General features: G+C 64.7%; 28 protein-coding genes and 1 pseudogene. 8 read left to right on the forward strand and 21 right to left on the reverse strand.

Annotation, left to right across the window (positions count from 1 at the left end):
* Nucleotides 1-99: 99 nt before the first annotated feature.
* Nucleotides 100-282, forward strand: a pseudogene (locus tag CH294_RS05580) (ANTAR domain-containing protein); the annotation flags it as partial.
* 144 nt (nucleotides 283-426) lie between these two features.
* Here CH294_RS05580 and CH294_RS05585 read toward each other — a convergent pair.
* Entirely contained in the window at nucleotides 427-1,641 is a 1,215-nt protein-coding gene (locus tag CH294_RS05585) for an EAL domain-containing protein (protein ID WP_032405491.1), read from the reverse strand.
* 448 nt (nucleotides 1,642-2,089) lie between these two features.
* Here CH294_RS05585 and praA point away from each other — a divergent pair, with 448 nt between their 5' ends.
* Complete coding sequence (gene praA, locus CH294_RS05590; RefSeq protein WP_032405490.1) at nucleotides 2,090-2,599, forward strand: alkane oxidation protein activator PraA; 510 nt, start codon at nucleotides 2,090-2,092, stop codon at nucleotides 2,597-2,599.
* A gap of 47 nt (nucleotides 2,600-2,646) precedes the next feature.
* A complete protein-coding gene (locus CH294_RS05595; RefSeq protein ID WP_094737249.1) occupies nucleotides 2,647-3,366 on the forward strand; it encodes a hypothetical protein in 720 nt (239 codons plus the stop codon).
* A gap of 59 nt (nucleotides 3,367-3,425) precedes the next feature.
* Here CH294_RS05595 and CH294_RS05600 read toward each other — a convergent pair whose 3' ends face one another.
* From CH294_RS05600 to CH294_RS05610, 4 genes are all read right to left on the reverse strand, one after another.
* Nucleotides 3,426-4,586, reverse strand: coding sequence for a GGDEF domain-containing protein (locus CH294_RS05600; protein ID WP_094737250.1), 1,161 nt, complete (start codon nucleotides 4,584-4,586; stop codon nucleotides 3,426-3,428).
* Between the two features lie 48 nt (nucleotides 4,587-4,634).
* Nucleotides 4,635-4,853, reverse strand: coding sequence for a hypothetical protein (locus tag CH294_RS05605; protein ID WP_032376460.1), 219 nt, complete (start codon nucleotides 4,851-4,853; stop codon nucleotides 4,635-4,637).
* A 394-nt stretch (nucleotides 4,854-5,247) separates the two neighbouring features.
* A complete protein-coding gene (locus CH294_RS27975; RefSeq protein ID WP_256983538.1) occupies nucleotides 5,248-5,379 on the reverse strand; it encodes a hypothetical protein in 132 nt (43 codons plus the stop codon).
* A gap of 12 nt (nucleotides 5,380-5,391) precedes the next feature.
* Entirely contained in the window at nucleotides 5,392-7,218 is a 1,827-nt protein-coding gene (locus CH294_RS05610; RefSeq protein WP_094737251.1) for a DUF4012 domain-containing protein, read from the reverse strand.
* 459 nt (nucleotides 7,219-7,677) lie between these two features.
* On the opposite strand from CH294_RS05610, the gene CH294_RS05615 reads away from it, so the two are divergent.
* From CH294_RS05615 to CH294_RS05635, 5 genes are read left to right on the forward strand one after another with little or no spacing between them, the layout of a single operon-like run.
* Nucleotides 7,678-8,901, forward strand: a complete 1,224-nt coding sequence (locus CH294_RS05615; RefSeq protein WP_094737361.1) for an alkane 1-monooxygenase — start codon at nucleotides 7,678-7,680, stop codon at nucleotides 8,899-8,901.
* Nucleotides 8,901-9,065, forward strand: a complete 165-nt coding sequence (locus CH294_RS05620) for a rubredoxin (protein ID WP_032405486.1) — start codon at nucleotides 8,901-8,903, stop codon at nucleotides 9,063-9,065. The genes CH294_RS05615 and CH294_RS05620 overlap by 1 nt, the downstream gene beginning before the upstream one ends.
* A complete protein-coding gene (locus CH294_RS05625) occupies nucleotides 9,062-9,235 on the forward strand; it encodes a rubredoxin (RefSeq protein ID WP_027495558.1) in 174 nt (57 codons plus the stop codon). The genes CH294_RS05620 and CH294_RS05625 overlap by 4 nt, the downstream gene beginning before the upstream one ends.
* A complete protein-coding gene (locus CH294_RS05630) occupies nucleotides 9,232-10,446 on the forward strand; it encodes an FAD-dependent oxidoreductase (RefSeq protein ID WP_094737252.1) in 1,215 nt (404 codons plus the stop codon). Before CH294_RS05625 ends, CH294_RS05630 begins: the two co-directional genes overlap by 4 nt.
* Before the next feature lie 10 nt (nucleotides 10,447-10,456).
* The gene (locus CH294_RS05635; RefSeq protein ID WP_094737362.1) at nucleotides 10,457-11,089 is read left to right on the forward strand and encodes a TetR family transcriptional regulator; all 633 of its coding nucleotides are present in this window, start codon (nucleotides 10,457-10,459) and stop codon (nucleotides 11,087-11,089) included.
* 4 nt (nucleotides 11,090-11,093) lie between these two features.
* Here CH294_RS05635 and CH294_RS05640 read toward each other — a convergent pair whose 3' ends face one another.
* The 16 genes from CH294_RS05640 to CH294_RS05715 form a co-directional block, all read right to left on the reverse strand.
* On the reverse strand, nucleotides 11,094-11,993 hold the full coding sequence (locus CH294_RS05640) for a dioxygenase (protein WP_094737253.1): 900 nt from the start codon (nucleotides 11,991-11,993) through the stop codon (nucleotides 11,094-11,096).
* 8 nt (nucleotides 11,994-12,001) lie between these two features.
* Nucleotides 12,002-13,078 (reverse strand): maleylacetate reductase, encoded by a 1,077-nt coding sequence (locus CH294_RS05645; protein ID WP_094737254.1) that lies wholly within the window; start codon nucleotides 13,076-13,078, stop codon nucleotides 12,002-12,004.
* On the reverse strand, nucleotides 13,075-14,862 hold the full coding sequence (locus tag CH294_RS05650) for an FAD-dependent monooxygenase (RefSeq protein WP_094737255.1): 1,788 nt from the start codon (nucleotides 14,860-14,862) through the stop codon (nucleotides 13,075-13,077). The genes CH294_RS05645 and CH294_RS05650 overlap by 4 nt, the downstream gene beginning before the upstream one ends.
* 129 nt (nucleotides 14,863-14,991) lie before the next feature.
* On the reverse strand, nucleotides 14,992-15,948 hold the full coding sequence (locus tag CH294_RS05655) for a helix-turn-helix domain-containing protein (RefSeq protein ID WP_170944595.1): 957 nt from the start codon (nucleotides 15,946-15,948) through the stop codon (nucleotides 14,992-14,994).
* A gap of 26 nt (nucleotides 15,949-15,974) precedes the next feature.
* Nucleotides 15,975-16,769: a hypothetical protein gene (locus CH294_RS05660; RefSeq protein WP_094737257.1), complete on the reverse strand. Its 795-nt coding sequence runs from the start codon at nucleotides 16,767-16,769 to the stop codon at nucleotides 15,975-15,977.
* A gap of 7 nt (nucleotides 16,770-16,776) precedes the next feature.
* Nucleotides 16,777-17,715, reverse strand: a complete 939-nt coding sequence (locus CH294_RS05665; protein ID WP_037193889.1) for a fumarylacetoacetate hydrolase family protein — start codon at nucleotides 17,713-17,715, stop codon at nucleotides 16,777-16,779.
* Complete coding sequence (locus CH294_RS05670; protein WP_170944596.1) at nucleotides 17,712-18,248, reverse strand: flavin reductase family protein; 537 nt, start codon at nucleotides 18,246-18,248, stop codon at nucleotides 17,712-17,714. The genes CH294_RS05665 and CH294_RS05670 overlap by 4 nt, the downstream gene beginning before the upstream one ends.
* Nucleotides 18,249-18,387: 139 nt before the next feature.
* Nucleotides 18,388-19,215, reverse strand: coding sequence for an IclR family transcriptional regulator (locus tag CH294_RS05675; RefSeq protein ID WP_170944597.1), 828 nt, complete (start codon nucleotides 19,213-19,215; stop codon nucleotides 18,388-18,390).
* A gap of 74 nt (nucleotides 19,216-19,289) precedes the next feature.
* The gene (locus CH294_RS05680; RefSeq protein WP_094630225.1) at nucleotides 19,290-19,928 is read right to left on the reverse strand and encodes a 3-oxoacid CoA-transferase subunit B; all 639 of its coding nucleotides are present in this window, start codon (nucleotides 19,926-19,928) and stop codon (nucleotides 19,290-19,292) included.
* Complete coding sequence (locus CH294_RS05685; protein WP_170944612.1) at nucleotides 19,925-20,644, reverse strand: CoA transferase subunit A; 720 nt, start codon at nucleotides 20,642-20,644, stop codon at nucleotides 19,925-19,927. The genes CH294_RS05680 and CH294_RS05685 overlap by 4 nt, the downstream gene beginning before the upstream one ends.
* A gap of 32 nt (nucleotides 20,645-20,676) precedes the next feature.
* Nucleotides 20,677-21,369: an SDR family oxidoreductase gene (locus CH294_RS05690; protein ID WP_094737260.1), complete on the reverse strand. Its 693-nt coding sequence runs from the start codon at nucleotides 21,367-21,369 to the stop codon at nucleotides 20,677-20,679.
* On the reverse strand, nucleotides 21,362-21,778 hold the full coding sequence (locus CH294_RS05695; protein ID WP_094630222.1) for an SRPBCC family protein: 417 nt from the start codon (nucleotides 21,776-21,778) through the stop codon (nucleotides 21,362-21,364). Before CH294_RS05695 ends, CH294_RS05690 begins: the two co-directional genes overlap by 8 nt.
* Before the next feature lie 29 nt (nucleotides 21,779-21,807).
* Nucleotides 21,808-22,449, reverse strand: coding sequence for an NAD(P)-binding domain-containing protein (locus CH294_RS05700; RefSeq protein WP_170944598.1), 642 nt, complete (start codon nucleotides 22,447-22,449; stop codon nucleotides 21,808-21,810).
* The gene (locus tag CH294_RS05705; RefSeq protein WP_094737261.1) at nucleotides 22,446-23,207 is read right to left on the reverse strand and encodes an ATP-binding cassette domain-containing protein; all 762 of its coding nucleotides are present in this window, start codon (nucleotides 23,205-23,207) and stop codon (nucleotides 22,446-22,448) included. The genes CH294_RS05700 and CH294_RS05705 overlap by 4 nt, the downstream gene beginning before the upstream one ends.
* Nucleotides 23,204-23,974: an ABC transporter ATP-binding protein gene (locus CH294_RS05710; RefSeq protein ID WP_094737262.1), complete on the reverse strand. Its 771-nt coding sequence runs from the start codon at nucleotides 23,972-23,974 to the stop codon at nucleotides 23,204-23,206. The genes CH294_RS05705 and CH294_RS05710 overlap by 4 nt, the downstream gene beginning before the upstream one ends.
* Entirely contained in the window at nucleotides 23,971-25,953 is a 1,983-nt protein-coding gene (locus CH294_RS05715; protein WP_094737263.1) for an ABC transporter permease, read from the reverse strand. The genes CH294_RS05710 and CH294_RS05715 overlap by 4 nt, the downstream gene beginning before the upstream one ends.
* Nucleotides 25,954-25,967 lie beyond the last annotated feature (14 nt).

A 25,967-nucleotide genomic window follows, 5' to 3' on the forward strand; every position in this document is an offset into this window, starting at 1 on the left:
AATTCGGTGTGTCTTATCATGCCTGACCTGCGTCGGAACAAGTTGCGCAACAATGCTTCCATGACCGCAGCGCACGTAACCCACTTCGGGCTGCCGGACGATGTTCAGAGGGCACTCTCGCAGCGAGCACCGATAGAACAGGCGAAGGGAATGTTGATGGCAATACATCGCATTTCTGCCGATGCGGCGTTCGCTCTGCTCGTCGACCGATCGCAGGACAGCAATCGAAAGCTTCGTGATATCGCGCAGGAATTGGTGGACAGAGCCTCGACCGAACGGTAATAGCTGAGTCGACCCCGTACGCTGCTTTTTCAACGTACGGGGCCTGAGCAATGCGGCAGTCCGGACTACTTCATTACCTGCTGACCGGTATGCCCTGCCCTGGCTGCCCGAAACATCCCTTCCGGCAGCGCCGTCACGGGTATGTCAGAAACGCGCGAGAATTGCACGCGCACAACGGACTACGGTCGCTCGGTCGTACGACATCACGTAGTCGAATTCACGGTCTGCGTCGACCTCACCACGGTGCAGGTCGATGGCAGCGAGCACTCCGCAGAAGTGTGGTCCGAGCACCACCACGTTCCACTCCTCGACGAGCGAGTCCGTCGGATCGAGAGGCGCATGCACGATGCCGCCCTCTTGCACGTATCCCATCCCGACCCCGTAGACGCCGGCATACGAGATCTGCTCGGCCATCGACACCCAGCGTGCACGGCTGGTGGGAGTGAAGTGTTCGGCCCTCTGAAAAGTGCCGAGTACCAACGTTTCCGGCCCTGCCGATGCAGCCTGCATCTCGAGCGACGTGCTCATCGCGACCAACAGGCGCTTGGTGCTTCGCGTGGCGTTCTTTCCCGCGGATGCGATGGCGTACGGCGATTCCAGAGCGACCGCGGGCGTGCTCCAGGTGGGGAACGGAGGCATCACCTCGGCGGCGTCGGCCGGAAGCTCGTCGGTCGACTGCGCGGCCGGGTACAGCTCGCCCACCCCGTACGTCGCACCGAGTCCGAGCGCGCGGCTTCGATGCAGCGCCGTGTCGACGCCGCTGGCGACGACAACCGCTCCCGTTCGTTCCACCTGAGCAGACACGGCGTGGGCGGTTCGCGCGGTGGACAGGTCGGGACGTGCGGACACCATCGTTCCCGCCAGGATGATCACGTCCGGTTCGATGAGAGGGAGGAGAGTCATCGACTGTGGCCGACGACCGACATCGTCTACGGCGACGACCTTGCCGTCGCGCCGGGCCTTGTCGATCGCCGCGAGAGTACGAGCCGGGCTGTCCACGAGCGCCGCTTCGGTGACGACGACGATGTCGCGGCGAAGTTGCTCTTCGGTGGCGGAGTCGATGGCGGCGAGCGAATCGACATCCATCGAGACGAGCATCGGCAATCGCACCGACTGCTCGAGTCGAGCGACCCCCCATGCCAGGGCGTCGAGCTCACGCTTGGCGTCCATGGCCCTGGCCGCACGCTTGAGTGCATCGGCGGAGGCAAGTGGACCGTTCTCGGGCCCACGCAGCTGCACTTCGATCGCTGCGAGCGCGCCGTTGTCCAGCCGACAGACCGGGGCGAAATACGGCTGCACCGTCAACTCTCCCGTGTCCGTGTCGACTGCGGATCCTGCTTCGGCCAGCGCGAACGTCACACCACAGTTTGACACGAAAAATCGACCCCCGTCCGGCGGGGGTGGATACGTGTTTCAAACCCGACTTTCGTCGGTTTCTTTTCGCACTCACGATCGTGGACGACAGAGGTGTCGCGAACGACGTCGCAACTATCTCGTTTCGGTAACTTTGCATAACGTTCCGATAACGGGCACCGTACCCGGCGACCATGCCTCCCCGGGCCCGTCGACGACCATAAACCGGGCCGAAAACCCATGACGGAGTGGACTTTCGAGGTTCGAGCCCAGTTTCATTACTATTGCGTACAACAAACGTACCGACCGTATTGTGACTTGTCACAGAGTTGAAATGAAACAATTCCGACATACGTTTCGTCGACCTAACGTCCCTCCTGGCTACCGGAGCTCCGGTGCCACCGGCTGCCCCGAGAGGGCTCCGGAGCCGCTTCTGGACTTGGAGGATCGATCGATGACGCTCAACCCGCCGACCCGCTCTCGTACACTCGCCGCCGTACTCGCCGCCGTTGCCATCACCGGAGCGACGGTCGGTGCCGCCAGCGCCGGTGCCGCCACCATCTCGCCTGCCGGCACCGCCTTCACTGCACCCGGAACAATCGTCGTGAGCACACCGGCCTCGTTCGGAGTGCCGGTGAGTTGCTCCATCAACCTCATCGGCACCACCAGCGCCGACGGCTCCTCGGCTTCGATCACGGACGCCAAGATCAGCGGTTCCAATCGTCTGTGCAATCTGCCGCAGCTCAAGAACCTGCCCTGGACCCTCACCCCCACCAGCGCCACCACCGGCGAAGTGTCCAACGTGGGCTTCTCGCTGGTCGGGTACAACTGCGGACCGGCAACCCTGGCCGGTTCGTTCGACAACATGACCAACACTCTGACGTCGACCAACCAGCCGATGTCCGGTAACTGCACGGTCAACAGCCTGTCGGTCCAGCCGAATCCGGCCTTCACCCTGTCCTGACGCTCGACCTCGTCCGAGAAACAACCCATCCTCGAAAAGGAAACTACGTGAAGATCCGCAACAAGACTGTCGTCACCATGGCGGCACTGGCATCGTCCGTCGCACTCGCAACGATGGTGGCCGCCCCGGCCAACGCTGCCGACACGCTTCCCATCACGTTCCAGGCAGACACGACGACGATCATCGCCAAGACCGGTCAGCCGGTGGTGTTCCCGACGACCGACCTGGTCACCGACGTCGACCTCGTCGGCGGCACGGTCACCGGTTCGCTCGCCCTCCCGCAAGCGTCCGCCAACCTCAAGCTCGGCCCGGCAACGCTGGCGAAGTTCACCATCTCCATCGTCGACGCGACCCCGGTGTCCGGCACCCTCGTCCAGGGCGGACCCGCCGAGGCACCCACCTTGGATCTCGATGTTCAGCAGAGCTTCAAGATCCGAATCGATTCGGTGAAGCCGCTGGGTATCGACACCGGATCGGCAGGGTCGGCCTCACTCGATCTGATCCCCGCGGGTGCCAATTGCGTCACCGCGGAAACCACCGCCAACCTCACCGGTTCGCTCGATGCCATCGATCTGATCCAGAACAACCAGACCGACTCACATGTCAAGGGCACCTACACGATTCCGCAGTTCCAGAACTGTGGCGCGTTCACCTCGGTGCTCAACGCCATCATCGCCGGCCCCGGCAACACCCTCGACGTGCACCTGACCAACCCGGTCTTCGACGTCGGCACGCAGTCCGCGATCGCAGCCGAGGTTGCCCGCTAGAGGTAACAGCAGACACTCGCGGCGTCGACCGGTTCCGGATTCGGAATCGGTCGGCGCCGTCACTGCCGTTCGTCCACGGCTCCACTCGGCAGTGAATGGTCCACGTACAGCGCGACGCGATCGCCGCCCAGCCTTTTCGCCTGGTACATCGCCTGATCGGCACGGCTCAGCAGATCGTTGATGTCGGCCTCGATGTCCCGTGCCTCGACAACCGCCTCCGCGACGCCCAACGAAGCGGTCAGCGGAGATCGATCCGTCTTGTCACACAGTCGGATTCGCAGTAATTCGGATCGTTCGATCACCGAATCGCGGTCGTCCACGCAGACGACCGCGAACTCTTCGCCGCCGAGTCGAACGGTGATCGCAGGCGCGGGAAAGGCCTCGAGAATTCGAGTCGCGGTCGTTCGTATGACGGAATCTCCGTGCTCGTGCCCGTACCTGTCGTTGACTGCTTTGAAATTGTCGATGTCGATCACCACTGCGGTGACCGAAGCGTCCGAACCGGATCGAAACTCCAGATTTCCGATCGCCGCATCGAATCCCCGCCGGTTCCGCATTCCGGTCAAGGGGTCGTAGAACGCGCCGGTGGCGTCGCGGCGCAGCAGCATGAGGAACGAGTGACAGATCAGAGGTGCCGAGAACATCACCAGGATCAGCATGATCAGGTAGAGGTTGGTCTGCAGACGCTGCTCCCGGCCGTCCACCAGGGCAGAGACGTAGAGTGCGGCCGTGGTCACCAGCGCGAACACGTGATGTGCGGTGAACAGTTTCGGGCCGTGAAATCCCACGACGTAGCTGCCCATGACGGTGAACAAAGCCGCCATGGGCAGAATCTCCGACGGCCCGTCCACGCTGAGCAGAACCGCGGCGAGCACGGTATCGGCGTACAGCACGAATGCGATCGACATCTGCCATTTCGGCCAGCCGCCGACCAACCAGGCCGAACCCACCGGAAATGTCGTGATCACGGTGAACCACAGGGCCCAGCGACCGAGAGTGCTGTCTCCGAGCCCCGGAATGGTCAGGGCGATCGCCGCGGCAGTGCCGTACAGCCAGCAGAAGAGTCCGATGAGGACCCTGGTGATGGACAGTCCGCGTTGCGAACGTGCGTACGCGACGTTCCACCCGTAGTCGACCGGGAGCGACCACCATTGGCGAAGACTGTTCACTGTGAAGAGCAGCTTTCCTCGTATCCCGACCTGGATCGACAAGTCAACCACAGACGAAACCACCTGGTTTGCGAAGTCGTGAACTTCCCGACGCAGGGGCTAACCGCGCATACCGTCTGCCAACTCGAGCACCCGGCCCGCGTATGTGACCACAAACGCGTCGAGCGCTTGCTGGGACAGTTCGGGGCACCCGGCTCTCCGGAAGAAGTGCTCGAGATCCACCAGCCGATCCCCCAGTCCGACGCGCCGATGATCCAACGCCTCGAGCTCGATGACCACCGCCTCGAGTTCCTTCGCTTTGCGCATTACGTCGTCCATCGGATCACCGTCCACTTCACGGGAGCTGTGCACAGATCGGGCGGCGGAGCCGGGCTTCCCTCCCAGCCCCGCCGACCGCAACCCTACGCTTTATCGAACACGTGTGCGAGTCGATTCGCGGCGGCGGTTTGTACCACTCATCCTGTGCACAATCCGAGAAGGTGGCCTACAGTCTGTGACATGCTCCAGATGAGGGGTCCGAACGGGGTTCGACCGCCAGGCTCGACACATCCAATCCACGTGGCGCTCTTAGCAATCCTCACGATTGCTATGGTCGTTCTGGTCATCCTGGCAATCCATGAGGGCCGCCTCTGATCGCGGATCTCGTTGTCCGTTATCGACGCCTATCGGCGGGATCCCGCGTCCGACGGACGATCCTGAACCTCCCGGTCCGTCACTCCGGCGTCATCACCACTCGCGCGCCCGGGTCCGCAGCGAGCACCGCCGTTCGCAGCGTGCGCAGATAGGCGAGGTAGACCGGGTATCCGCGCAGTTGTCGCGGGCCGATGGGCCCCACCGTTCCCATGCCACGTTGCGATCACGAGCAGTCAGGGAAATCCACTTCTGTCGGTACCGGAACCGATTGCGGCTGAACCGGTGCCGAGGCCTCGCCGTCGACGTTCGGTTCGACGAGGTTGTACTCGATGGTCTCGGTCCTACCCGGTTCGATGACGACCGGAACGTAGAACACCGGGTGGCCGCGTTCGGCGGCGGTCAGCAGGAACAGGGGCGTGCCGTTGATCGTCGCGTTCGTCAACGTTGCACCCTGAGTTGCGTACAGCGCTACCACCGATCGATTGGTTCCCGGCGGCCCGTCGTATCGAGTCGAATCGTTCTGTCTGCCTGCGATATACGTGGTGTAGTCCTGCAGGGGCGCATTGTTGGTGAGCTCTGCGACCACATGGGTGGTCCGCGTCGCGCCGTCACAGGTCTGCGCGGAGTAGGTGACCTTGCGCTGTAAGTAGTAGTCGAGCTTGCCGCCCGCACCGTTGTTCACCACCAGTGCGGCGTACGGGTCGGGGCTGTCCGGTACTTCGTGGCCGATTTTGGTGGGACCCAGAATCGATTGCAGTGCCGCGTCGGCGCTCCATACGGCGATGTGGCCTTCGCTGGCCGCTTTTCCGAGTGCTTCGAGAATTGCGCGCGGCGACGCGATGTTGCCCTGCATCTTCGCGACGACCCTGGCGGCGATGTCCTGGAGGTACGCCTTGCGTGCGGAGTTGTCGTTCTCGAAGCGGAAGTAGGCGTCGGACTGCGTGACTCGTACGACGTTGGATCCATCGATCACTTCACCGTCGCTCATCGTGATCGGACCGACGACGTCGAGGATGTACCCGAGCGCAACCGGGTCGGTTGCCAGCGCCCCGTCGACACGCTCCCCGGTCTCCTGCTCCCACATCGACTGCCAGATCTGCCCGGCGTACGGGAAATGCGGGCTGACGTTGCTGTTCTGCCAATTCTGTGTCGGTTGGAAGCGAGTCTCGTAGGCACCGAAGAAGTCCGGACCGAGATCGATCGGGTCGTAGGGAATCCGGAGCTCGGCATTGCTGGCGAGCGAATCGACCGTCACCGTGCCGTCGACGGCACGCACGATCCCGAATCCGCCGATCAGTCCGCCGGTCCCTCGGGATTCCGACAGTGTCTGAAAAGCCATGAAGTAACTGCGCGGGCCGTCCGCCCCGAGCATCGCCGGAAGCACCTCGGCCGCGATGTCGGTGTTCGCCAACAGAGAGTTCAGCTCGTGCGTTCGATCCTGCAGCCGAGTCCGAGCGTCGGAGATCTGCGCGATGAACGTCGGTTCCCCGATCGCCTGCGACTGCGCATCGAGCTCGGCGGCCGCGGCGGCGGCCCGAGACAGCGCCGGCGAGGCGTCGCGCAGAGCACCGATGTCGATGGCCCCGTCGGGTCCGCGCAGCTGACTCGGGTCGAGAGCGGTGCCCACCGCGACCGCCGGCGTCAGCACGTCGACTGTCAGACCGTGCACGACGTCGGCAATCCGAGAAACGACGTCCAGCGGTTGCCCCACATACGGAATTGCCGCAGCAGCAGTCCAGATCAGCGAGTCGGTGGCGTCCTTCGCGCGGGTCGAGGTCCGCACCGCATCGTCGACGGAGTCCTCGGCCTTGCTCGTATCTCCTGCCAGCAGTGCAGTTTTCGCTGCTTGGGCGTATTCGTTGGCCTGGTTCAAGTTGGTGTACGCGGCGTTGACTGTGTATGCCAACCACGCACCGAGGCCGAGAGCGCCGACGACCAGCAGGCCGAAGCCCCCGAGGATGCGTCGATTCGTCTTCTTGGGCCGTCGGTGCCTGCTGCGACCGCGAGAGCTACGGCTGTCACCGTGCGGGTCATCGTTGTCATTGCTCATGGCGCGGTGGCGGTCTCCCTGTCTCGCGGCCAAGAGTACAAACGAGTCCCCTTCACCGCGACTCGACTCTCGGGCAGGCTGCGCCGGTATCGCACCGGCGCAGCCCCCGTCGTCAGGAACCGAGGAATGCGCTCACTGCAGTGCTGCCGCTCTCGGCGCTTCCGCTGCCGATGAGCCCGAGGATGACGTCGACGATGATCTTGGCGATGAATGCGTCCATAGCTACTCCTGTTGTGAAGTACCCCCGACGGGATACAGACGGACCTACGAATGTCATGGCCGACTGTTACCGACCACAACGAATCGGAAGGTAGCAGCTGGATCTGACCGAAAAGTGCCGCTGTGGGCGTGGCCACACCCATAGCGGCAGTTTGTACAAATTTTGAGATTTGTCCATCAAGCTGACAAATTCGGTGTATTGTCCAATCCATAGTGATCGGACTTACACGAGGAGTGACGATGACCGCATCGAACATCGACGACCAGGCACAGACGCCGGTCGACGAGTGGCACGACCGCAAGCGACATCTCTGGCTGATGGGCCTGATTCCGCCCACGGCGGTGTTCCTGGCCACCGGTCTCGTGTGGGCCTTCAACCAGCTCGGCTGGAATTCGGTGGCCCCGGTCTGGTGGTGGATCGGCGCGCTGCTCGTCTATGGATTGCTCCCGATTCTCGACCGCTTCTTCGGTCCCGACGGCGACAATCCACCCGACGAGGTGATGAAGGCGCTCGAGGAAGACAAGTACTACCGCTACTGCACCTATGCCTACATTCCGTTCCAGCTCGCGAGCCTGGTGTTCGCCTGCTACCTCTGGTCCACCGACAACCTCTCGTGGCTCGGCATCGACGGCGGATTGGGCCTCGTCTCGAAGATCGGCCTGGCCATCAGCATCGGCGTCATGGGCGGTGTGGGCATCAACACCGCTCACGAACTCGGGCACAAGAAGGACGAGCTCGAGCGCTGGCTGTCGAAAATCACTCTGGCACAGACGTTCTACGGCCACTTCTACATCGAACACAATCGCGGCCACCATGTTCGCGTCGCCACTCCCGAGGATCCGGCGAGCTCGAAGTTCGGTGAGAGTTTCTGGGCCTTCCTCCCCCGTAGCGTGTGGGGAAGTCTGCGGTCGTCCTGGGAGCTCGAGAAGACTCGCATGGAGCGTCTGGGCAAGAGCACGTGGAGTATTCACAACGATGTGCTCAACGCATGGCTGATGTCCGTCGTCCTCTACGCCGTTCTCGTTGCCGTGTTCGGTCCGATCGTGCTGCCGTTCTTGGTCATTCAGGCAATCTATGGCTTCTCACTGCTGGAGACGGTCAACTACCTCGAACACTATGGCTTGCAGCGTCAGAAGAAGGACAACGGCCGTTACGAACGATGCACCCCCGAGCACAGCTGGAACTCCGATCACATCGTGACCAACATCTTTCTGTATCACCTTCAGCGACACAGTGATCACCACGCCAACCCCACTCGGCGCTACCAGACGCTGCGAAGCATGGACGGAGCACCCAACTTGCCGAGCGGTTACGCGAGCATGATCTCTCTGGCCTATTTCCCGCCCGTCTGGCGCAAGGTGATGGACCACCGCGTTCTCGATCACTACGACGGCGACATCACTCGCGTCAACATCCAGCCGTCCAAGCGGGAGAAGATCCTCGCTGCCTACGGAGCGAAGTGATGGCTGCCTTCGAGTGCCCGGTGTGCGAGTTCGTGTACGACGAGTCCAACGGCGCACCGCGCGAGGGCTTCCCGGCCGGCACCGCATGGTCCGAGGTACCGGACGACTGGCCGTGCCCCGACTGTGGTGTCCGCGAGAAAATCGACTTCAGGAGTAAGGCATGAAGCTCTACCGCTGCGTTCAGTGTGGATTCGAGTACGACGAAGAACTGGGCTGGCCCGAGGACGGCATCGAGCCAGGCACGCGCTGGGACGATATTCCCGACGACTGGTCGTGCCCCGATTGTGGCGCTGCCAAGGCCGATTTCGAGATGGTCGAGGTCGAACGCGGGTGAATACTCGGCAACCCGGCCGCGTCGTGATCGTCGGCACCGGTGCCACCGGGTACACCGCCGCCAAAGTGCTACGAGCCGAGGGCTTCACCGGGTCCGTCACGCTGATCGGCAACGAGCAGGAGGCTACCTATCGTCGTCCGGCGGTCTCCAAGGAGCTGCTGCTGGGTACCAAGTCGGTCGATCAGGTTCAGCTGGGTGCCGCCATCGACAGTGTCGACGTTCGCACCGGCGTCACGGCGACAGCCGTCACCGATTCGGCCGTGCAACTGGACGACGGCGATCAGGTCCCGTACGACGCCCTGCTGCTGGCAACGGGTTCTCGTGCACGGCAACTCGATCGGTTGGGTTCGGGTCACGTGTTCACGCTCCGCAGCGCCGCCGACGTCGCCCCGCTGCACGCCGACATTCTCCGAACAGGATCACTGCTGGTGATCGGTGGCGGCCTGATCGGGTGCGAGGCGGCGGCAGCGGCCCGGTCACTCGGTGCCGAGGTCACGGTGTTGGAGGCAGCCTCGACTCCGCTGAGCCGGATCGCACCGGCCGAGATCTCGCAGATGTATCGAGACCTACACGGCGACAACGGCATAACGATTCACACCGACGTCTCCGTGACCGAGCTGGAAAAGCTGCCCGACGGCACGCTCCGTGCCACCGCTCAGGACGGACGCTCATGGTCTGCCGGCACTGTTCTGGTGTCCGTCGGCTCGGTCGCCAACATCGAGCTGGGAGCGGATATGGGCCTCGAGACCGCGTCGGGAATCCTGGTGGATGCGGAGATGAGAACATCGGCGGCCGGCATCTACGCGGCGGGTGACGTCGCCGAGGTGCCCAACACGATTCTCGGCGGCACCTATCGGAGTGAGCACTGGAACGGGGCCGTCGATCAAGCGACCCGGGCCGCCCGGTCCATCCTCGGTCTCGACGTCGGCGATCTCGACGTTCCGTGGGGGTGGTCCACTCAGCACGGCGTCAACCTGCAGTTCGCGGGGTGGACCAGCGCCGACGACGAGTACGTCGTGGTTCGCGGCTCCATCGAGGACCGCCGCTTCACCGCCTGTGCGCTGCGCGGCGATTCCCTCGTCGGAGCTATCGGAGTGGGGTATCCCAAGGACATCCGGCAGATCAGATCCCTCATCTCGAGCGGAGACCGCGTCGATCGGGATCTCCTCGGAGAGGATTGGCTGGATCAGCCGCATGCGGTCGTTCGATAGAGTCGTGTTCATGCCCGCAGCCGAACAGACGTCGACCCCCGGTCGATACCGTGAAGCCGCGTCCACTCTTGCCCGCGATACCGCACTCGACGCGCTGCGCGAGTTGTTGCACGAGCGCAACTGGCGCAACGTGACGATGAGTCACATCGCCAAGGCTGCCGGCCTGAGCAGACAGAGCCTGTACAACGAATTCGGTTCACGACGCGGTGTCGCACAGGGGTACGCCATCAGATTGACGGACATATTCGTCGACCTGTGCGAAACCGCGCTGTACGAGCATCCCGACGATGCCGGTGCTGCCCTGCGCCAGGGTTTCTCGTCGTTCTTCCAGCTGAGTGCACTGGATCCCCTTGTGCGATCACTGCACGGTGGCGACGCCCCCGAGGATCTGCTCCGCCTCATCACCACCGACAGTGCCGTACTGATCGAGCGTGCGGGAGACCGTCTTGCGAATACCTTCCAACGCGGCTGGGTAGGCGCGAGCCCGCGGCAGGCAGACGTCATCAGCAGGGCGATTGTCCGTCTGGCATTGAGCTACATCCCCGAGCCCCCGCACGATATTGCTGCTGCTGCCGATGATTTTGCGCTGCTGCTGACTCCGTTCGTCGACTCGATCACTGCCGGTCGGTCGGTCGAACACTGACGCGTCAGGACTCGCCGACAGGTGCGAGCACGATGTCGAAGTCGGCTCTGGCCCAGGTCTTGTCGCCGACGTCGCGACCGTCGGGAGTCGGTGTTCCCGACGGCTGCTCGACGAAGTCCTTGATCAGGGATTCCTTCACTCCGAACACGGTGTCGCTGTTCAGCAGGTCGTCACCGCTGACGAAGATATGCGTCACCAGCGTGCGCATCCCCGGTGCCGTCACCATGAAGTGCAGGTGCGACGCCCGCATCGGCGAGCGACCGGTCGCAGCCAGCATTCGTCCGACCGGCCCGTCGTGGGGAATCGGATACGGAGTCGGAGTCAGCGCCCAGAATCGGTAGTGCCCGTCGTCGTCGCTGTAGAGATGCGCTCGACCGCCGACGCGCGCATCGTCGTACTGAACGTCGTAGAACCCGTCCTCGTCGGCTTCCCAGATTTCGATGCGTGCACCGGGAATCGGTGAGCCGTCGGTGTCGCGTACGGTTCCCTCGACCCAGCACGGTTGTCCTGCAGCACCTCCCGATGCATCACCACCGTTCTCGATACGCGGTGCGTCGTCGACGAAGAACGGGCCGAACACGGTCGCTTCGGTCGCGTCCTCGTAGGCGGGGTTGTTCACGTTGATCGTCTGCATCGATGCGCCGAGGACGTCGGAGAGCAAGATGAATTCCTGTCGGCGGTCGTCGGTGATATGACCGACCTCGGTCAGAAATCCGATGGCGTTGTTCCACTCCGCTTCGGTCAGTCGCACGTCGCGAATGAATCCGTGCAGATGCTGCACCAGCGAGGTCATCACTTGCTTCAACCGGGGGTCGGTGCAGTCGTCGAACGAGCGAAGTACGTTCTCCACCAACCGCTCTTCGACGGCATCCTGTGCTTGTCCGGTCATGGTCTGCTCGGTCATGGTCTCTCTCACTGTCCGATGTCGGTCGGCTGGTCGCCGGCCCACGCTGCTCGCAGAATGGCTGTGGCGGCCTCACGGGTGACGGGCCGCGGGTTTCCGTACGATCTGCTCGTCACGTCGTCGGCGATTCGGTCGATGTCTTTCTCCTTCATACCCAATTCGGCCAGAGAGCGCGGCGCTCCGAGTCCGCGACACAGGTCCCACAACCGGGTTGCCGGGTCCCCGGAACCGGGAAGAGCACGCGAGAGCGCCGACACTGCACTGGGTGCAGCCGACTGATTGAAGGCCAACACGTGCGGCAACACCACCGTGTGGGTCGGCGCGTGCGGCAGGTTCAAGGTACCGCCGAGCGAGTGACACAGCTTGTGGTGCAACGACATCGTGGTGGCACCGAGAGTGGCGCCGCACAACCAGGCACCGTAGAGGGCATCGCTGCGCGCCTGCGGATCGAGGTGATCGGCCACGATCGCCGGCAACGAGGTTGCGAGCGCGCGCACCCCGTCCTCGGCCATCAGCGCGACGATGGGGCTGATGTCGGGTGCATACAGCGCTTCGACGGCGTGCGCCACGGCGTTGATTCCACTCGTGACGGAGATGTCGACCGGAAGGCCGGTCGTCAGCTCGGGGTCGTAGACGACACTGCGTGGCAGCACCCTGATGTCGCGACCTGTTTCCTTGCGTCCGTCGGTCGTCAGACCCCACACCGGGGTCATCTCCGATCCGGCGTACGTGGTGGGAACGGCCACGATCGGCAGCCCGTGCACGAGGGCGATGGCCTTGCCGAGGCCGATCGAGGAGCCGCCGCCGACGGTGATGCAGCCGTCGGCCCCGAGGGAAAGGGCCTCGGCGCTGGATCTTTTCGCCACCTCCGACGGCACGTGCATCACGGCGTCGGCCCGTACGCCCACACATCGGTCTCCGAGCATCGAGGCAATACGTTCGGCTGTGCCCTTCTGGCTCGGCGAGCAGAGAACGAGGACGCGCCGCAGACCGAGGTGATCGAGCTCGTCGGCCAGAGCCGACAGCGAGCCCGCGCCGAATCGCACCCGCATCGGGTTCGCCTCGTAGGCGAAGTCGTAGGTCATCGCGACAGGACCGCCGTCAATGCCTGCCGCAGGGCGTCCTCGGGGTCTGCCGCGAGTTCGTGTGCACGCCAGCAGATGTGCTTGTCGGGGCGGACCAACAATGCACCGCTCTCGGTCACCTCACGGAGCCGAGACCAGTCGAAGTACAGGTCGGTGACATCGCGTCCGGGCCCGATGACGACGACCTCGACGGCCACACCCAACTCGTGACCGATCTTGTCCGCCGCCGACTCCCAATCCGATCCGGCCACTCCCGTGATGAGCGTGAAGCGGTCGTAGGGCGCGAGATCCATCATCGCGAACTTGTGCATGTTGTCGCCCACCCAGGCGTGCGGCAGGTGCGATCCCGGCACGGTGGAGACCTGGTAGTACAGGTCCGGATCTCGTACCGCCTCGGGCAGAACCCCGTCGGGCACGACGGCCGAGGACGTGTAGAACTGGCCCAATTCGACTCCGTGGGCGTTGAACTCGTAGTTCTTGATCTCCATCGCCTTCACCAGCGCGGCCCGTTTCGCCGCGCCCGCAGGCGTGTTGGCCTTACGCTCTTCGATGCGTTCGACCATCTCCTCCTCGGTCTTGGCGTCGGTGACCCCGAGGGCGTGAAACAGGTCTGCGAACTCACGACCGGAGCGGTTGGCACGCTTGACGATTCGCTCGGCCACCGGGGCACGCTCGGCGGTGTAGGTATCGAGCAACGCCTCGCCTGCCTGACCCTTCAGCACCGCGGCGATCTTCCACGCGAGATTGTAGGAATCCTGGATCGAGGTGTTCGAGCCGAGCCCGTTGCTCGGCGGATGTCGGTGGATGGCGTCGCCCGCGCAGAACACCCGCCCCTTCTGCAGATGCGTGGCGTACATTTCGTTGTTGCCCCACAACGATGTTCCGGTGATCTCGACGTCGAGGTCCGGCATGCCCAGCAGGCTCCGAACGATCTCGATGGCGGCCGCCTCGTCGACCACCGGTGGCGGCTGTGCGATGTCGAATCCCCAGACCACGAGCCACTCGTTCCACGGCCGAACCATGCGAACCAAACCGGCACCGATGCCACCGACATTGGATCCGGGCTGAATCACCCAGTACAGCACCGACGGTCGGTGTCCGACGTACTCGGCGATATCGGCCTTGAAGGTGATGTTCATCGACCCGGCGATGTCCATTGCGCCTTCGAGCGGAAGGTCGATGTCCGCGGCCACCTTGGACCGCGCTCCGTCCGCACCGATCAGGTACTTGGCACGGATCGTGTAGCGGTGTCCGGTGAGTCGATCGATCACCGAGACACTGACCCCGTCGGCGTCCTGCACGTGCGAAAGGTATTCGGTGGAGAACTGGGCCTGGGTTCCCCGCATCGTCGCGTTCCTCACCAGAATGGGCTCGAGGTACGTCTGGGGAATGTCGACGGTCAGGCACGGCGACGCGAGCTGGTAGTCCGCTTCTCGGTCGGCTCCGGTACCCCACGTGCGGATGCGGCCGATCTCCTCGCCCGCGATCGAGGTGCAGAAGACGGTGTCGCCGACGAGCCCGTGCTCGGTGGCGTCGGCCAATACCTGGTCTGCGATACCGACGTCGCGGAAGACCTCCATGGTTCGTTGGTTGGTGATGTGGGCGCGCGGAGTGTTGGCCGTCCAGCGGTACTTGGTGATCATGATGTTGGGAATCCCGAGAGTGGACAGCAGCAACGCTGCGGATCCACCGGCGGGCCCCGAGCCGACGATGAGAACGTCGGTCTCGACCACCGAGGAATCGGGCAGCTCTGTGGCCTTCTGGCCGTCGTCGAACACCGGCATGGAACACACCCTTCGTTGCGCCCGACGTTGATCTCGGGTCTTGCAACCCAGTGTCCTGCATCACACGGTGGGTGGCCATCGATCACCATCATGTCGGCGCAAATCGGCAACGGTGGCGTAATTGCGAAACTAGTGCACCGACCGCAGCACCACCGCGTCGCGTCGAACGTCCGATGCTCGGGCTCCGAACCGCGCCGAGAAGGCACTGGAAAAGTAAGCGGCAGAGGAGAATCCGCAGGAGGCGGCAATCTCGGCAATCGACGTCGAGCGTCCCGACGGCGAGGTGAGCACCGTGTGGGCACGAGCGAGTCGCCGCTCGAGGATGTACTTGGGCACGCTGGTGCCGTCGGCGGCGAAGACTCGGGACAGGTGCCGGGCACTGATTCCGATGGCGTCGGAGACGTCGGTGGCAGACAACGACGCGTCGGTCAGACGGCGCTCGATGTAGGAGTGGGCGGCCGCGCGATGCGCCTGCCCGACGTCGCTGCGCGTTCCACCGGTCAGGACGGAGACCAGTTCGAGGATCGTCCGCTCGTCGGGCGCCGCCGGCCCGTCGGCGCGCATCGCGCGGCTCACGCGAGCGGCCAGGGCGGCGGCGTGCACGTTGCCGTTCGCCGAGAAGTCGAAGACTTTCGGGGCCGCGAGCGAGTCATCGCCGGTGACGTCGGAGTAGACCCCGCGCGGGATCTTGACGACGAGTTCCTCGAGGCCGCGGGAGAACCCGCGCATGAAGGCTTTGTCGGCATCGCACAGCAGAACCTGGCCGGGGCCGACGGTGCGCACTCCGTCCTCCGAGTAGAAGAACGCATCGCCGACCAGGCTGAAGTACAGCACCACCGAGTCCGACGGCCGGCGCCGAATCAGCTCGGCATCTCGCTCGACGACATGGGAGGTTCCGACGACGCGCGCCAGGCCCACCGATCCGACCTGGACGTTGGTCTCGGTGGCTTCGAGGGACCCGCCGTCGAGGCTGCGGCATCTCAGTCCGATGAGCACCTCGGAGTTGTGCCCCTCCCAGCGTCGTATTCGCTCGACGGAGGGGAGCCCGACGGTGGAGAACTCCACGGGTGACGCAGCGATCGGCACGTCGGGCCTCCTCCTCGGCGAGGGACTTACTTCTCCGGTACGAAACGCAGGTGTTCTGGATCGACTGTAACGAACAGCATCCATCGATCGCCGAGACCGCGCGTGACGTGGCCTGCTCCGGTCACGTCGTCGATGTAGGCGATGTCTCCGGCCACCGGCGAGGTCACCGTTCCGTCCCCGGTCTCGTTCTCGGCCCTGCCGTTGAGTGTGACGCCCAGCTGTGGCCTGGGTCCGTTGTGCCAGACGCCCGGCACGTACCCGTCCTCGCCGTAATCGCGGCGGGTGACGAATGCTCCGAGCGAGCGTGGCCACTGTTCGACCGGCGGTACCGGAGCCAGATCACTCGGCCAGCGCAGTGGCTCGGTCCGAGAGGTTCCACCGTCGTCGTAGATCCACGTCAGTGACGGCCGGCCCTGCCGGATGTTCGGGTCGGGTCGGGCTCCGTTGTCGCCTGCCTCGGGCAGCCAGTCGTCCAGCGCGAGGTAGAGCAACCATGCGAAGCCGTCCCAGGTCATCGTCATGGTCTCGGGACTGGCGACGCTCGCGAACACCAGGTCGCCTGCGGTCAGCACAGCCGGGCTGCGGTCGCGTACGTCCACGCGCACCTCGCCCGAGAGCACCACAACGGCGTGCGACCCGAGCGAGGTGGGGGCGGGGACGTCGGCCATCCGAGCTCGGGTGAGCCAGAAAGCCGTTGCCGGAACGACATTCGCCGGACCCTTGACGCGTGAGTCGCGGTGCGGCAGGAAGGCATCGCCCGCGTCGATTCCTCCGTACGTCTCGGAATCGCCGAGGGTCTCGTGCACGCGAAGCACTTTCATCGGGCGGTCATTCGGCTGTGGGGGCGTAGCGTCCGCTCAGCTGAGGCGGAGTCCGACCCTTGTTTCCCGCTTCGGTCCATTCGTGGCGGGTCTGACGTCCCCAGGTGCGGTGCAGCTCGTCGCTGATGGTGACGCTGAGCCGGCCGAGGTCGCCCACTTGCAAGTCGATGCGGTCGCCGTCCTGAAAGGCATGCAGTCCACGATGATTGGTTCCGGTGGCGATGATGTCGCCGGGCTCGAGGGCGTGCATGTGCGAGACGAACTCGACGGACTCGGCAATGCTGTATGCCATGTCGTCGGTGTCGAACTCCTGCTTGATCTCTTCGTTGTTCCACAGCGTGACGGGCAAGTTCTGCGGGTTCGGCACCTCGTCGGCGGTCACCAGGTACGGGCCGATCGGGCAGAAGGTCTCCCGGGACTTCATCTGGTAGAAAGCGTTCTCCCGCGGCGGGATTCCGCGTGCCGATCCGTCGATCAGATTGGTGTAGCCGAAGATGTGGTCGTATGCATCGGCTGCCGAGACGTTGTGCGCGCGCTTGCCGATGATGATGGCCAGCTCCGCCTCGCCCTCGAAGATCGTTGCTGCGACGTCGGGCAACACCATGGTGTCGCCGTGTCCGATGATCGAATTGGGAGACTTCGCGAATCCGTTGATCGGCGGCCGCTCGGGCAGGGTGCCGTTCTCCATGTAGTTGCGCGCCATGCAGTCGATGTTCGACGGCCGAGGGATCGGCGGACGAATGCGTACTGCGCTCAACGGAATTCCGTCACCTGCGGCCACTGCGGCTTCGAGGCGTTCGCGGTAGGTGGCCCAGCCCTCGATGACGCCGCGGATGACGTCCTGCGGATGCGCCGCCGGGATGTCCTTGACTTCGCCACTGAGGTCGATCACGTTGCCGCCGTGGAGGGCTCCGAGTTTGAAATCGTCGAAGAAGAGAAGCTTCATGGTGTTGCACCTTTCGTTGGGGGTTGGGGGTTGGGGACGAAACGTCCGTACCGGCCGCGGAAGAAGACCAGAGCGCTGCCGTCCTCGGCCGCGCTGAGACTGTGTACTCGGGCCACGACGATCGTGTGATCGCCTGCCGCGTATTCGGCGTACATCTCGCAGTTGAGCCAGGCCACCGCGTCGTCCAGGGCCGGGCCAGCCGACTGGTCGTGCCAGCTCGTGCCTGCGAAACGATCGGTGTTGCGTGCCGAGAACTGGCGTGACGCCTGTTCGTGATGGTCGGCGAGAATGCTGATGCAGAACCGGCCTGCCGCTCTGATGGCCGGCCAGGTGGTCGAGGTGCGCGCTACGCAGATCGAGACGAGTGCCGGGTCGAGTGAGACCGCCGTGAACGAGTTCACCGCGATCCCGGTCCGACCGGATGGGCCATCCGACGCAATGACGACAACACCGGTAGGCAAGTGGCCCAATACTTTTCGGAAGATCATTCCCGCATCCACTGCGGCGGGTGTTTCAGTGGTCGACGTCGCCATGAGACAGTCCATTCGCGTTTTGATTCCGTCTGATGGAATCGTATTTCAACCGACTTTACGTGACGTCGGACACCGCCGTCAACCCTCGGGGAGGACGGAGCGCCGCGGACGCCGTTGCGTCAGAAAGGTTTCGGGAAAATCAGTGACCCGAGTCGATGTCGGGCATTGCGATATCGAGAGCGGACGCAGGCAGATCTCCCGCGGCGCGCAGCCGTTCCGACATCTCCCGTGCCAACGAGAGCAGCTGCTGAATGATCTCCGCATCACGATCGGGCTCGATCTTGCCCAGGCACAGCATCGCTGCGATGGGCCGTCGATCGGCGTCGAGGACCGGGGCCGCGATCCCGCGACCGGTATCGAACCGTTCGAAGTTGTCGACGGCGTATCCCTGTTCCTGGATGCGCGAGAACTCCTCTTCCATGGCATCCGGATCGGTGATCGTGTTCGGTGTGAATCGCCGCAGACCCTCGTTGTCGTAGAGGTTGCGACGCTGCTCGTACGGCATGTACGACAGCAGAAGCTTGCCGTCGGCCATGGCGTACGCGGGCTGCGGGTGCCCGGGCTCGAATTCGATGAACTCGGTATGCGCTCCCGCTACGCGCGAGAGCTGGACGGCCTTGACTCCCACGAGAGTGCTGAGCACCGCATCGTGGCCCGACCATTCCGCCAGACGCGAGAGGTACATCCGCGCGTCGTGCAGTACCGGATTGGTGACCATTCCGACGCTGCCGATTCCGATGGCGTGCATCCCGAGGCGGTACTTCGCGGTGCGCGAATTCTGTTCCACCCAACCGACACTGACGAGGGTGCCGAGGATGCGATGCACGCTGGCCGGCGACAGGTGGACGAACTGGGCGAGTTCGACGATGCCCAGCGGGTAGGGGTGCTCGGCCAGGGCGGTGACGATGCGGGTGGCCCGGGACACCGCACGCACGTGGCCGGCGTCTCGGTTCTCGCGCTCGTTCACAAAGCCTCCATGGGACGTGAGCTTACTAGTCGTCCCGGTCACCACACCGGTCAACGCCCCTGTGGCCGGGCTCATCACGTCATCACGGACGCCCCCGTCAGTCGGCGCACATCGTGGATCGTCACCCCCGGAGCCACTTCACGCAACGCGAAGCCTCGTGGCGTGACATCCAGAACGCCGAGATTGGTGACGACGCGGTCCACCACCGCGCGTCCGGTCAGCGGCAAGGTGCACTGCTGCACCAGTTTGGGAGTGCCGTCCTTGCCCGCGTGTTCCATGACGACGATGACGCGGCCGGCACCCGCAACGAGGTCCATGGCCCCGCCCATCCCCCGCACCATGTGACCGGGCACCATCCAGTTGGCCAGGTCGCCGGTCGCCGAGACCTCCATCGCACCGAGAACCGTCACGTCGATGTGTCCGCCGCGGATCATGGCGAACGACGTCGACGAGGATACGAACGATGCACCGGGGAGCACCGTGATCGGTTCGGTTCCGGCATTGATCAGGTCGGTGTCCAGACAATCCGGCAGCGGTGTGGGGCCAACGGCCAAAACTCCGTTCTCGCTGTGCACGGTCACTCCGAGCGAGGACGGCAGATGGTTGGCCAGGCGGGTGGGGAGACCGATTCCGAGGTTGACGCTCTGGCCGGGACGTAGTTCCTGCGCGGCCCGCCGCGCCATCTCGTCCCGGTCCCAGCCGAGGCCGGTCATGCGACCACCTCGTCCGGCACTTCGACCACACGCTGGACGAACACGCCGGAGAGCTGAACGGAGTCGGGATCGAGCTCGCCGGGTTCGACGATGCGCTCGGCCTCGACGACGGTGATGCGGCCGGCCATCGCCACATCCGGGTTGAAGTTCTGCGCCGAGGCCCTGAATATCGCATTGCCCGCAGTGTCGGCCACCGAGGCACGAACCAATGCGTAGTCCGTCACGATGCCCTCTTCGAGCACGTACTCACGCTCGCGGCCACCGAGTCCGAATCGGCGAATCTCTTTGGGAACGGACGCTTTCACCACGTCCCCGGCCGAGTTGTAGCGATGCGCCATGCCGCCGTCGGAGACGAGGGTGCCGACGCCGGTGGGGGTGAAGAAGGCAGCGATGCCGGCCCCGCCGGCCCGCAGCCGCTCGGCCAACGTCCCCTGCGGTGTCAGCTCGACCTCGAGCTCGCCGCTCATGTACTGCCGCGCGAACTCTTCGTTCGATCCGATGTACGACGCGATCACCCGGTCGATGCGGCGATCGTGCAGCAGCAGAGCCAGACCGGCACCGTTGACCCCACAGTTGTTCGCCACGACGGTCAGGCCGGAGGCACCCTGGGCACGCAGTGCTCGCACCAACGCCCACGGCACTCCGGCGGTGCCGAATCCCCCGACGCCGATGCTCGCGCCGTGGGGAATGTCCGCGACGGCCTCTTCGGCCGACATCCGTTTACCGGCCCGCACCGCCACATGGGACGTCACAGCAACACCAGCCCACCGTCGGGGCACAGCGTCTGACCGGTGATGGCCTGACTCTCCGGCCGCACCAGGAACGCGACGACGTTGGCCACGTCGTCGGGGACCAGTGGACGCGGAAGTGCCTGCCTGCGCAGCACGTCGTCCTTGACGTGCTGTTCCATGCCGCCGACCGGCGGTGGCGTCAGACCCGGTGCAACGCAGTTCACCGTGATGCCCGACGCGCCGAGGGAGCGCGCCAGCGAGCGTGACGCACCGATGAGCGCGCCCTTGCTGGCGATGTACGGCAGCATGTCCGACACCGGCGGTGGATCGAAGAAGGTGTCGGACACGAGGAACACCACGCGTCCGAAACCCCGCTCGGTCATCCCCGGTTCGAGCTCCTGGACCAGCCACAGCGGCGCTTCGACGTTGACGGCCATGACGTTGCGCAGCACCTCGGCATCCAGATCGGCAAGAGTCGCACGCTGGAACGAGACCCCGGCGTGGACGAGGACGTCGACGCGGCCGTGTTCGGCGAGCACTGCCCGTGCGGCTGCGCGCACGGCGTGTTCGTCGGACAGGTCGACCGCCGGATCGCCGTGTAGGTCGAGTGCCACCACGTGGTGGCCGGAGGCGCGGAGCTGGTCGACGACAGCCGATCCGATGAATCCCGCTCCCCCGGTCACCAGTGCGACGGGGGCGTCGTCAGCCACCGAATTTGCTGTTCAGGCCGTCGAGAGCGCCGTCGATGTCCGCTCCGATTCCGACGCGGGCACCGTCCTGCATCTCCTCGGGCACGTCGGCCTCGATGGCGTATTCCACCTCGGAACCGTCGCCTGCTTCACGCACGGTGAAGGTGGCCGCGAGGTGCTGCATCGGTCCCGGCTGGCCCGGCACCAACTCGTAGGTGAGCGATCGGGCGGCGTCGTCCTGGGCCGCGATGCGGTCGAATACCGAGTCGCCGCGGGAGAAGTCGACCTTGCGGCTACCGTCGGCCTGCATCTCCACGGCGTCGATGTGCGGCTGCCAGGAGGCGTAGCCACCGAAGTCGCTGACGAAGGACCAGACCTCGTCGGCCTTGGCGGTGAGGGTGGTCGTCTTGCTCAACTGAACGATGGTCATGGTGTTCTCCTCGAATTGTGTTGGTTGGTCTAGCTCTTGGCTGCAGCGAGTTTGGCCTCGGCGGCGGGGACGCTGAGCATGTCCATGTCGCCCGGCAGCGCACCGCCCATCCCTTGGAGCGCTCCGCCGGTGTGTAGATCGCCCGTGTCGATGGCGACTCCGCCGATGGTCGCGAGAAGATCCGTCACCAGCTTCTTCGCGTCGTCGTCGTCGCCTGCCATGTAGACCGCGTGCTGAGGATGGGCTCCGGCCGACAGTGTGGTCGCCATGATGTGGATGGGAGTGACGTTGAGCGCCTTGACCACTCGCGCGCCCGGTACGTACTCGGCGACCACCTCGCTCGAGATTCGGCCGCCGATGTCGATGACTCCCTGCGGGCCGGGCGCGGTTCGGTTGTTCGTCGTGTCGACGACGATCTTGCCGTCCCAGTTCTCGACGACCGAGACGGCCGCGGCGGTCTTGCCCCACGGGGTGGCGAGGAAGACGAGGTCGGTGCTGTCGACTGCCTCCTGCACCGTTCCCGCGGAGCAGTGTCCGTTGAACTCGTCGACGATGTCCGCCAACGATTCCGGGCCGCGCGAGTTGCTGAGGATGACGTCGTGTCCGGCCCGGGTGAACAGTCCGGCCAATGCCTGACCCATCCGTCCGGCTCCGATGATTCCTATTTTCATTTCTCTCCTTCTGTGGTGGTTGTTGTCGCCAGGTCCGCTTCGCTTGCGTCCCATTGGTCTCCGCCCAGGTAGCTGGCTCGGACCAGCCCCTTGTCCTGCAGCAGTACTCGGGCGTCGTGTCCGGCCGAGATGTCGCCGTGAGCCATCAGGTAGGCCCGGTCCGAGATTCCGAGTGCGAGCTCCACGTGCTGCTCGACGAGCAGGACGCCGCAGCCGGTGTCGTCGGCGAACCGACGGATCACCGGCAGCAGTGCTTGCACGATGACCGGCGCGAGCCCGAGGCTGAGTTCGTCGAGCAGCAGCAGTGCCGGCTTGCGGGCAAGTGCTCGGCCCACGGCCAACATCTGCTGCTCGCCTCCCGAGAGAACTCCTGCGAGCCGGTTGCTCAGCGACGTGAGCGCCGGGAAGTAGTCGAAGGCGAGGTCTGCGTCGAGAGTCTCACCGCGCCTGCGCAATTTGAAGTGTTCGGCGACGGTCAGACCGAAGAACAGCCCTCGGTCCTCGGGCACGTGTGCGATGCCGCGGCGCGCCCGGTTGGTCGGTGACAGTGCCGCGAGGTTCTCACCCAGCAGGCTCACTCCGCCCTCGAACGAACGCACCAGCCCCGAGACTGCTTTGAGAGTGGTGGTCTTGCCTGCTCCGTTGGGCCCGAGCAGGGCCACGACCTCGCCCGTCCCGACCTCGATGCGGATGTCTCGGACCACAACCGATCGCTGGTAGCCGGCCGAGAGGTGATCGACGCTCAGAACCGCGCTCATGTCCGATCCTTTCCGGCCGGGGCGACGTCGTGACCGAGATAGGCCGAGATGACGCGGGGGTCGGATCGCACGACGTGCGGGAGTCCCTGGGCTATCACCTGACCGAATTCGAGGACGACGACGTAGTCACAGGTGCCGAACACGAACGAGATGTCGTGGTCGATCAGCAACATCGGCGTTCCGTGATCGCCCAGGCTGCGCAATTGCTTTCCGAGAAAGGAGCTTTCGGTCGTGTCAAGGCCGGCGGCCGGCTCATCCAGGCACAGAATCGCCGGCTTGGACGCCAGCGCCCTGGCGATTCCGACGAGTTTGCGTTGGCCCTCGGAGAGTTCGGTGGGCAGCGCCCTGGCCAGATGGCCGATTCCGACGTCGTCGAGAGTCTTTGTCGCGCCCGCGATATCGTCGATGCCGTGGCCGAACATGCCGGCGATCGTCGACTTCACGGTGGGTTGGCGTGAGGCCACGGCGAGGTTCTCCGCCACCGTCAGGTCGTCGAAGAGTTCGACGGCCTGCCAGGTGCGGCACAGCCCCTCCCGCACTCGTGCGTGGGGCCGCAGGCCGCTGACGTTGCGGCCGCCGATCTCGATGGACCCACCGGCCGGGACGAATCCGGTGATGGCGTCGACGAAGGTGGTCTTGCCTGCTCCGTTGGGTCCGATCAGGCCGACGATCTGGCCGGGGCGTACCTGCAGGTCGACTCCGCGCAACGCGTGGACTCCGCCGAACCGTACTTCGATGTCGTGTGCTTCGAGAACGTTGGTGGTCATGTTCGTACGCTCTTCATCCGTGGCAGTTCCGGCACGAGGGTGTCGATGCCGGTCGTTTTGCGTTCCTTCTTGATCGACCTCGACACGAGCAGGCCGTCCGGGAAGAACCGCAGTTGGAGCAGCAGACCTCCGCCGATGAGCAGCTGGACGTACAGGGAGATGTGGTCTGCGGGGAGCACGTATTTCTGGAGGAGCAGCGGTATCACCGAGCCGATCGCTCCGAAGCCCGCCAGCACGGCTCCCTGCGGCAGGGTCACGCCGAGTACGTAGACACTCGCCACCAGGGTCAGAGCGACGGAGATCCCGTAGCTGTTCGCCGAGACGGTGCCGAACTGGTAGGCGTACATCACACCCGCCACTCCGGCCAGTGCCGAGGTGATGCCGAAGGCGACGATCTTGACCGTTCTCACGTTGACTCCGGCTGCGGCTGCGGCACGTTCGTTGGAGCGGATGGCCAACATCTGACGACCGAGGTCGCTGTTGCGCAGGTAGACCACGCCCATGTACGCGAGGGTTGCGACCACCAGCGCGACGAGTCCGAACACCGGGCTCGGTAGTGCGCCGTCCAGTCCGCGCAGACCCGAGTCGGGTCCGAAGTTGAATCCGAACAGCGTGGGTGAGGCCACGGGTGCCCCGGTCTGTCCTCCACCCCACTCGGAGTTGGCGAACACGAATTGTTCGATCGCCACGGCGGCGGCGAGGGTTACCACCACCAGGGTCACTCCGCGCACTCTCAGGGCCGCGGCTCCGATCCCCACGCCCAGTGCCGTTGCCGCGAGAACGGCGATGATCGGGGCGGCCGGGAAGCCGAGACCGAATTCGGTACCGAGCCGCGACACCGCGAACGCGGCGAACCCGGCGAGCGCGAGTTGCACCACCGACAGCTGCCCGACGTATCCCATGATGACGATGAACGACAGGCACAGGACGGTCGCGACGAGGCCGGTCGTGATGGCCTGGCGTAGGTCCGCGGGCAGGACGAGCAGTGCGATCGCTCCGACGACGAAGACCGGGCCGACGCGGCGCAGCAGGTGCTCCTGACGGGGTACCGCCGGAAGCGAGCGTCCGACGAATTCGCCGCGCTGCGGCAGTGTCGAACCCTTCCACCACAGTGCGATGACGATCAGCAGGAACTCTGCGAGCTGCTGCAACCCGGGTGGGGTGATTCCGTCCTGTGTCGGGAACCAGGCCATGGTCGAGGCGTAGGACAGCAGCGACTCGGCCATCCCGATGAGAAGACCTGCTGCGCAGGCAATTCCGATCGAGCTGAACCCCGCGAACAACGCAGCGGCCAAGGCCGGGATCACCAGCAGCGGCAGCGTCGAGGCGCTGACTCCGACGATGGAGGCGGCCAGGATGCCGACGAAGCCGGCCGTGACATAGGCGAGTACGGAGTTGGCCAGCGAGATCGACGACGGCGACAACCCGGCCAGTACGGCCGAACGCTCGCTCTCCGACGCCGCGCGGGTAGCGATACCGAAGCGGGTGAAGCGGTAGAGCGCCGCCAGTGCCGTCGAGATCAGGACGACCACTGCGGCCAGAATCAGTTGTGCCACCGGCACTGTCACGCCGCCGACCTCGACGACCGAGTCGGTCAATACCGCTGGGCTGTTGAGCGGAGCGGTGCCGAACACGAGCTGGACCACCGCTTGCAGCAGCAGCAATACGCCGATGGACGCGACGAGTTTGGCGAGCGGCGAGGCGGATCTGAGCGGTTTGACGGCGGCGAACTCGACCATGACGGCGAGCAGAGCCATCGCCAGCAGCGTGACGACTATTGCTGCGGGAGTGGTCAATGCGGGGGCGAAGAACCCGGTGCGCAGGGACCAGAAGAGGTAGCCGGCGACCATGACCACGGCACCGGCCGCGATGTTGATCGTTCCGCTACCGCGCCAGCTGAGTACGACGCCGACCGCGATCATCGCGATCAGTGCGCCGGTACCCAACCCGAGCAGAGCGAACAGGAAGACGGTATCCATGCGCTACGCCCGCC

Source organism: Rhodococcus sp. 14-2483-1-1 (assembly GCF_002259335.1).
GTDB lineage: Bacteria > Actinomycetota > Actinomycetes > Mycobacteriales > Mycobacteriaceae > Rhodococcoides.

Coding starts and splice junctions, on each gene's coding strand:
- praA (WP_032405490.1), top strand. CDS start 2,090: ATGACGCTCAACCCGCCGACCCGCTCTCGTACACTCGCCGCCGTACTC.
- CH294_RS05605 (WP_032376460.1), bottom strand. CDS start 4,853: ATGGACGACGTAATGCGCAAAGCGAAGGAACTCGAGGCGGTGGTCATC.
- CH294_RS27975 (WP_256983538.1), bottom strand. CDS start 5,379: ATGGGAACGGTGGGGCCCATCGGCCCGCGACAACTGCGCGGATACCCG.
- CH294_RS05610 (WP_094737251.1), bottom strand. CDS start 7,218: ATGAGCAATGACAACGATGACCCGCACGGTGACAGCCGTAGCTCTCGC.
- CH294_RS05615 (WP_094737361.1), top strand. CDS start 7,678: ATGACCGCATCGAACATCGACGACCAGGCACAGACGCCGGTCGACGAG.
- CH294_RS05620 (WP_032405486.1), top strand. CDS start 8,901: ATGGCTGCCTTCGAGTGCCCGGTGTGCGAGTTCGTGTACGACGAGTCC.
- CH294_RS05625 (WP_027495558.1), top strand. CDS start 9,062: ATGAAGCTCTACCGCTGCGTTCAGTGTGGATTCGAGTACGACGAAGAA.
- CH294_RS05635 (WP_094737362.1), top strand. CDS start 10,457: ATGCCCGCAGCCGAACAGACGTCGACCCCCGGTCGATACCGTGAAGCC.
- CH294_RS05640 (WP_094737253.1), bottom strand. CDS start 11,993: ATGACCGAGCAGACCATGACCGGACAAGCACAGGATGCCGTCGAAGAG.
- CH294_RS05645 (WP_094737254.1), bottom strand. CDS start 13,078: ATGACCTACGACTTCGCCTACGAGGCGAACCCGATGCGGGTGCGATTC.
- CH294_RS05650 (WP_094737255.1), bottom strand. CDS start 14,862: ATGCCGGTGTTCGACGACGGCCAGAAGGCCACAGAGCTGCCCGATTCC.
- CH294_RS05660 (WP_094737257.1), bottom strand. CDS start 16,769: ATGAAAGTGCTTCGCGTGCACGAGACCCTCGGCGATTCCGAGACGTAC.
- CH294_RS05665 (WP_037193889.1), bottom strand. CDS start 17,715: ATGAAGCTTCTCTTCTTCGACGATTTCAAACTCGGAGCCCTCCACGGC.
- CH294_RS05670 (WP_170944596.1), bottom strand. CDS start 18,248: ATGGCGACGTCGACCACTGAAACACCCGCCGCAGTGGATGCGGGAATG.
- CH294_RS05680 (WP_094630225.1), bottom strand. CDS start 19,928: ATGACCGGCCTCGGCTGGGACCGGGACGAGATGGCGCGGCGGGCCGCG.
- CH294_RS05685 (WP_170944612.1), bottom strand. CDS start 20,644: ATGTCGGCCGAAGAGGCCGTCGCGGACATTCCCCACGGCGCGAGCATC.
- CH294_RS05695 (WP_094630222.1), bottom strand. CDS start 21,778: ATGACCATCGTTCAGTTGAGCAAGACGACCACCCTCACCGCCAAGGCC.
- CH294_RS05700 (WP_170944598.1), bottom strand. CDS start 22,449: ATGAAAATAGGAATCATCGGAGCCGGACGGATGGGTCAGGCATTGGCC.
- CH294_RS05705 (WP_094737261.1), bottom strand. CDS start 23,207: ATGAGCGCGGTTCTGAGCGTCGATCACCTCTCGGCCGGCTACCAGCGA.
- CH294_RS05710 (WP_094737262.1), bottom strand. CDS start 23,974: ATGACCACCAACGTTCTCGAAGCACACGACATCGAAGTACGGTTCGGC.
- CH294_RS05715 (WP_094737263.1), bottom strand. CDS start 25,953: ATGGATACCGTCTTCCTGTTCGCTCTGCTCGGGTTGGGTACCGGCGCA.